Origin of the sequence: Burkholderia sp. LK4 (assembly GCF_001043615.1) — a bacterium.
GTDB classification, from domain to species: domain Bacteria; phylum Pseudomonadota; class Gammaproteobacteria; order Burkholderiales; family Burkholderiaceae; genus Burkholderia; species Burkholderia cepacia.
Window position 1 is genome coordinate 82,373 of the sequence record NZ_LDUL01000017.1, and the last position, 6,070, is coordinate 88,442.

The 6,070-nt window shown below is 67.7% G+C and carries 4 protein-coding genes and 1 pseudogene; all 5 read left to right on the forward strand.

The genetic code is table 11. From position 1 onward, the window contains the following. Positions 1-322 precede the first annotated feature (322 nt). Positions 323-2,044, forward strand: coding sequence for a methanol/ethanol family PQQ-dependent dehydrogenase (locus tag VK92_RS09855; RefSeq protein ID WP_048026383.1), 1,722 nt, complete (start codon positions 323-325; stop codon positions 2,042-2,044). A gap of 71 nt (positions 2,045-2,115) precedes the next feature. After that, positions 2,116-3,357 carry a c-type cytochrome gene (locus tag VK92_RS09860; protein WP_048026382.1) on the forward strand — a complete coding sequence of 414 codons (1,242 nt, stop codon included), beginning with the start codon at positions 2,116-2,118 and terminating at the stop codon, positions 3,355-3,357. A gap of 87 nt (positions 3,358-3,444) precedes the next feature. Next, positions 3,445-3,759, forward strand: coding sequence for a high-potential iron-sulfur protein (locus tag VK92_RS09865; protein WP_048026380.1), 315 nt, complete (start codon positions 3,445-3,447; stop codon positions 3,757-3,759). Next, on the forward strand, positions 3,743-5,650 hold the full coding sequence (locus VK92_RS09870) for a sigma-70 family RNA polymerase sigma factor (RefSeq protein WP_048026378.1): 1,908 nt from the start codon (positions 3,743-3,745) through the stop codon (positions 5,648-5,650). The genes VK92_RS09865 and VK92_RS09870 overlap by 17 nt, the downstream gene beginning before the upstream one ends. 277 nt (positions 5,651-5,927) lie before the next feature. Further along, positions 5,928-6,070 (forward strand): annotated as a pseudogene (locus tag VK92_RS41645) (AMP-binding protein); the annotation flags it as partial.

Here is a 6,070-nt window from a genome sequence, read left to right on the forward strand (position 1 = left end):
CCCGCGCGCGTCGCCGCGCACGGCGTGCGTGACACCGGCGCGGGCGGCGCTCCACCTGTCACGGATGCCGCGCCACCTGTCATGTTTGGCAACACTGCGCGCGCGGAGGTGTACCTGAATGCAACACCTTCGTTGCCACGTGCGCGCGACGCACACCGACGCCGCACGACGCACGATGCGCCCGTGTGCCGCGTCACACCGGCTTCGCGCCGCGATGGCATGCGACTTGCGTGAACGGCAGCGCACTCGGCCCGGAATCCCCACCGTGCCGGCGCGACGAACCGTTCGCGGCGGTGCGACCACAATGACTCAGGAGACAACCATGAAGAAACTCTCGGCTTCAGCGAGCCGGCTGGCGACGATCGGCATCGCGGCGGCAGCGGCCGTCGCGCTGAACCCCGGCCTCGTCGAAGCGGCCGCGGACTACCCGGCCGTGACCTACCAGCGGCTGACCGACGCGCACACCGATCCGGGCTGGCTGACCTACTACCGCACCTACGACGGCCAGTCGCATTCGCCGCTCAAGCAGATCGACGCGTCGAACGCGAAGGAACTCAAGCAGGTGTGGGCCTACAAGTTCCCCGCCGAGCTGAAGCAGGGCTTCGAAGCCACGCCGATCATCAACGGCAACTACCTGTTCGTGACCACACCGAAGGACAACGTCTACGCATTCGATGCGAAGAGCGGCAAGCAGCTGTGGAAATACGAACCGAAGCTTGGCGCGGCATCGTTCAAGACCGCATGCTGCGACGTCGTCAACCGTGGCGTTGCGCTGTACGGCAAGAACGTCTACGTCGCGATGCTGAGCGGCGAGGTCGTGGCGCTCGATGCGCAGACGGGCAATCTCGTCTGGAAGAAGCAGATGTTCGAGCCGGGCCTCGGTTATGCGTTCTCGCTCGCGCCGCTCGCGCTGGACGGCTCGATCATCGTCGGCACCTCCGGCGGCGAATACGGGATTCGCGGGTACATCGCCGCGCTGAGCCCCGAAGACGGCTCGCTGGTCTGGAAGCGCTACACGATCCCGAGCCCCGGCGAAAAAGGCGCGGACACCTGGCCCGACGGGATGCAGGCACACGGCGGCGGCGCCGCCTGGCTGACGGGCACGTACGATGCGGCAAGCCGCACGCTGTACTGGGGCGTCGGCAACCCCGGCCCGTGGCTCGCGGCGCTGCGTCCCGGCGACAACCTGTATTCCGACTCGCTGCTCGCGCTCGATCCGAAGAACGGCAACCTGAAGTGGCACTACCAGTACACGAGCAACGACACGTGGGACTACGACGGCGTCAACACGCCGATCCTCGCGGACATCAAGTACAAAGGCAAGGACTACGATGCGATCATCCACGCCGACCGCAACGGCTTCTTCCATGCGATCGATCGCACGACCGGCAAGCTGATCTACGCGGAGCCGTTCGTCACGGCAACGTCGGTCACCGGCTACACGGCCGACGGCAAGCCCATCGCGGACCCGTCGAAGTTCCCGAAGGCCGGCACGACGATCGACACGTGCCCGAGCTTCCTCGGCGGCAAGAACTGGTGGTCGGTGTCCTACGACCCCGCGCGCCACATCGCGGTCGTCCCTTCCCTTCACGCGTGCATGAGCCTGTCCGGCAAGTCGGTCAGCTACATGGAAGGCCTGCCGTATCTCGGCGAAGGCTTCGAGATCAAGCCTGAACCGGGCAGCCAGGGTTACGGCGAACTGCAGGCCATCGACGTGAACACCGGCAAGAAACTGTGGGGCCACTGGTCGAAGAAGCCGTGGAACGGCGGCGTCGCGACCACCGCGAGCGGTCTTGCGTTCAGCGGCTCGCTCGACGGCCACCTGTATGCCTTCGACACGGCGACCGGCAAGGTGCTGTGGGAAAGCCCGCAGCTCGCGAGCGGCATCATCGCGCAGCCGTCGGTGTACGAGGTCGACGGCAAGGAATATGTCGCGGTGCTCGCCGGATACGGCGGCGCGAACCCGATCTGGGGCGGCCCGATGGCCGACGTCGCGAAAGACGTTCCGCGCGGCGGCACGCTCTACGTATTCGCGCTCGACTGAACGCGCGTCGCGCCCGGCATGCGCCCGATCCGGGCGCGACGCCCCCACTGTTTCAACCGGAATGCACGACCATGAAGACTCGACTCGCTCCCCTGACCCTCGCCAGTCTGCTCGCCGCGGGCGTGGCGCTGACCCCGATGTCCGCCGCGGCCGGCGGCGTGCGCGTCTGCACGCTGCCCGGCAGCCCGACCGCCGCCCTCGACATGTCGGTCGCGCGTGAAGTGCTGCGCACCGCCGGCATCGCCGCCTCGTTCAACCGGCGCGGCGTGGACGACGACGGCGGCGACGACGGCATCTCCGCCGCCGAACTGAAGCAATCGCTCGAACGCGACTGCGACATGATCGCCGGCTTCCCGCGCTCGGCGATCGCCGATGCATCGAATGCCCGGATGAGTTTCTCGCAGGGGTATCTGCGCTCCAGCTACGTCAGCGTGACGCTGCGCGACGCGCATGCATCGTCCACCGGCAAGGAAACGATCGCGGCCACGTACTCGAGCCCGTCGCAACTGATCGCGGCACAGGCGACGAATGCCCGCTTCGATCTCGAGAACACGTCCGAGAAGACCATCGACGCGCTCGCGACCGGCCGCGCCCAGCGCGCGATCGTCTGGTATCCGAGTGTCGTGGCGTACCGGCGTGCGCATCCCGGCCAGCCGTTCCGGATCGCGGCCACGGCGTCGCCGTACTCGGACTGGCAGCTCGCGTTCGCGTTCGGCCCCGATCGGGACGCGCTGCGGCAGCGCATCGACGCGGCGTTGTCGCGGCTGAATGCCAACGGCCGGATCGCCGCGCTCACACGCGGCTGGAACCTGCCGGAAAACATCGCTCAAGCGGCCAATACGCCGTCGCGCGGCCGCTTCCTCGACGGCGCGGTCGCGTCGGCCGGGCATTCGCGCACCGGCGTGCTGCTCGCCGGCGGAACATCCGCGACGGGCGGCTTCATCAAGGTGTCGGCGAGTGACGACAGCGGCGTGCCGTCGTTCGACAATGCGCAGGCACAGCACGGCAAGAAGCTCTATATCGATGCCTGCGCGAAATGCCACGGCGACCAGCTCGAAGGCAATACCGCTCCCGCGCTGAGCGGGGAATCCTTCGCGCCCGAGGGCAAGTCGCACATCACGGTCGGCGGCATCTTCCAGTACATGTCGAACAACATGCCGGCCGATCGCCCCGGCAAGATGACGGCACAGGAATACGAGGACCTGATGGCGTTCCTGCTCTATTCGAACGGTTATGACGCGTCGAAGAGCAAGCTGACCGCCGATGTCGCCACCTCGTCGAAGGCGCCGCTCGTCGCCGGCCCGCGCAAATAACGCCTTTCTCCCTCCGCTACGATCGACCGCCGCGCCGGGAAGCAATCCCGGCGCGCGGGGCCGTACTTTTTTATTCAGGAAAACCACATGATCTCCCGCACTCGCAGAACCTTCATCGTTCAGACCGCCGGCCTGTGTGCCGCACTCGCAGCCGGAACCGGCGCATTCGCGGCAGCGCCGCTCGTCGACGAAAACGACGCAGCCGCGAAGACGCTCGGCTACCGCGCGAAGGCGACGACCGTCGATGCAGGCAAGTTCCCGAAGTACCAGGCCGGCCAGACGTGCTCGAACTGCCGCTTCTACAAGGTCGGCGCCGGCGAATCCTCCGGCACGTGCCCGATGTTCGGCGGCAAGGCGGTTGCCGCCGAAGGCTGGTGCAACGTCTATGCAAAGCTTGCTTGATCCCGGGCGCGGGCGCGAACACGACGGCGTGCCGCGCGGCGGCACGAACGCGGAGCGCACCGACCGTTTGAATGCGCTGGTCGCGCTGGGCATCGGGCGCGGCTACGTGACGCGCGGTGAAATCGTCGACGCGTTGCCCGACGATGCGGCAGACGGCACGGATTTCGACGCCGCCGCGTCGATGCTCGGCGAATGGGGGATCGAGGTTCGCGAGCACGTCGACTCGCGAAGCGCATGGACGCTCGATCGTCATTTCGCGCGAGCGGCGGACACGACGTCGCCGCTCGCCGACGCGTCGGCCCCGCTCGCGACCGCCGATCTGCTCGCGGCCCGCACGAGCGATCCCGTGCGCATCTACCTGCGCGAAATGAGCGCGACACCGCTGCTCGACCGCGAAGAAGAGATCGCGCTCGCGCTTCATCTGGAGAGCGGGCGCGCGGCGTGCATCGACGCATTGAGCCGCGACCCGGCTGCGCTCGACGCCGTCGCGTCGATCGCCGGCGACATCCGCGCCGGCAAGGTGGCGGCATCGGTCTACGTGACGGGGTTCGTCGGCGACGCCGAATCGCTCGATGAAGCGCGCGCGACTTTACCAGGGGAATCGCCCGCCAATGCAACGGCGCCTGATTCGACCGTGGCACCACCGGAGGGGGACGACGACACGGACCGCGCGCCTGACAGCCCCGCATGGCGCGACAGCGTCGTCGCATCGCTCGACCGCGCCGGCGCACTGGCCGCCGGGATGCAGCATGCATTGCGCACCGGCGGTTTCGCGTCGGCCGGTTACCGGGCGCTGCTTCGCGAGGCCGTCGCGTCGACCGGCAGGATCCGCTTCACCGCACGCGCGATCGAACGCATCGGCCACGCGATTCGAGACCGTGCGACGCAAGCACGCAAGTTCGAGAAGCGCATCGTCGACATCCTGGCCGAATCGGGCATCCGCACCGATTCGCCGCGCCGTGACCTCTTCATGCCATGCGACGACGTGCGCGCATGGATGACCGACTGCATCGCCGCGCATGCCGACCGTGCCGCCGCCCTCACCCGCCGCGCGCCGGCGCTGATCGAAGCACGCACCGCGCTCGCCGGCCTCGCCCGCGAGTCGAGCCTGCCGCTCGACATCGCGATCGCGATCGACGCGCGACTGTCGCGTATCGAGCGCGCGATGCAGCCTGCAAGAACGAAGCTGTTCCAGAGCAATCTGCGGCTCGTCGTGTCGATCGCCAAGCGCTATCCCGATCGCGGCCTGCAGTTTCTCGACCTGATCCAGGAGGGCAATCTCGGCCTGATGAAGGCCGTCGATCGCTACGATCACCGGCGCGGCTTCAAATTCGCGACGTATGCGACCTGGTGGGTCCGGCAGGCCATCACGCACGCGATCGCCGATCAGGGCCGCACGATCCGCGTGCCCGCGCATACGGTCGACGCGATCAACAAGCTGTCGCGCCTCGCGCGAACGCATGCGCAACGAACCGGCGAGGTTGCCGGCGCCCCGACGCTCTCGGCGCAGATGCGGATCCCGGTCGACAAGGTGCGGGACCTGATGGATATCGTGCGCGAGCCCATCTCCGCGGACCTGCCCGTTTCGCCCGATCACGACCTCACGTTGTGCGACGTCGCGATCGACCACGCCGCGCCGACCCCGGAAGAATCCGCGAGCGCCCGCCAGCTTCGCGCGGCGGTTGCGGCGCTGATCGACCGCCTGCCGGCACGCGAAGCGTGGATTCTTCGCTTGAGGTACGGCATCGACGTCGAAAGCGAGTATTCGCTGCGCGAGATCGGCCGGCAACTGAACCTGTCCGCCGAACGCGTTCGCCAGATCGAAGTGTCGGCGCTCGAACGGATCAGACAGTTCGGGCACGCACCGGCGCTTCGGTCGCTGATCGCCTGACGCCGCCAGGTCGCCCCACCGCGCTCCGGAACGAGCGGCCGATCACCTTCCCCGGCGCGCGTCACCTGTTGAGGACTGCAACACGATGTGCTGCATTTATGAACGGCCGGCTTCGGCTTGACGGTATCCACCCCGTCGCCCGTTCGACCGGATCGCTCGCAACGCGCACGGCGCGCCGCGACTTTCGCCGAATGCGCGCATCGATCGTTGACGCTGGCACGCATGTTGCGTTTTCCCAAACAGCAGCCCTGCATCCCAAGAACGTATGGAGACACGCTTGTCCACGATTGAATCGGTTCTTCACGAAACCCGCCAGTTTGCGCCGCCCGCGGCGCTCGAGCAGGCGGCGACCATTTCCGGCATGCCGGCCTATCGGGCGCTCGTCGCCGAGGCCGAGCGCGATTACGAAGGCTTCTGGGC

Coding starts and splice junctions, on each gene's coding strand:
- VK92_RS09855 (WP_048026383.1), top strand. CDS start 323: ATGAAGAAACTCTCGGCTTCAGCGAGCCGGCTGGCGACGATCGGCATC.
- VK92_RS09860 (WP_048026382.1), top strand. CDS start 2,116: ATGAAGACTCGACTCGCTCCCCTGACCCTCGCCAGTCTGCTCGCCGCG.
- VK92_RS09865 (WP_048026380.1), top strand. CDS start 3,445: ATGATCTCCCGCACTCGCAGAACCTTCATCGTTCAGACCGCCGGCCTG.
- VK92_RS09870 (WP_048026378.1), top strand. CDS start 3,743: ATGCAAAGCTTGCTTGATCCCGGGCGCGGGCGCGAACACGACGGCGTG.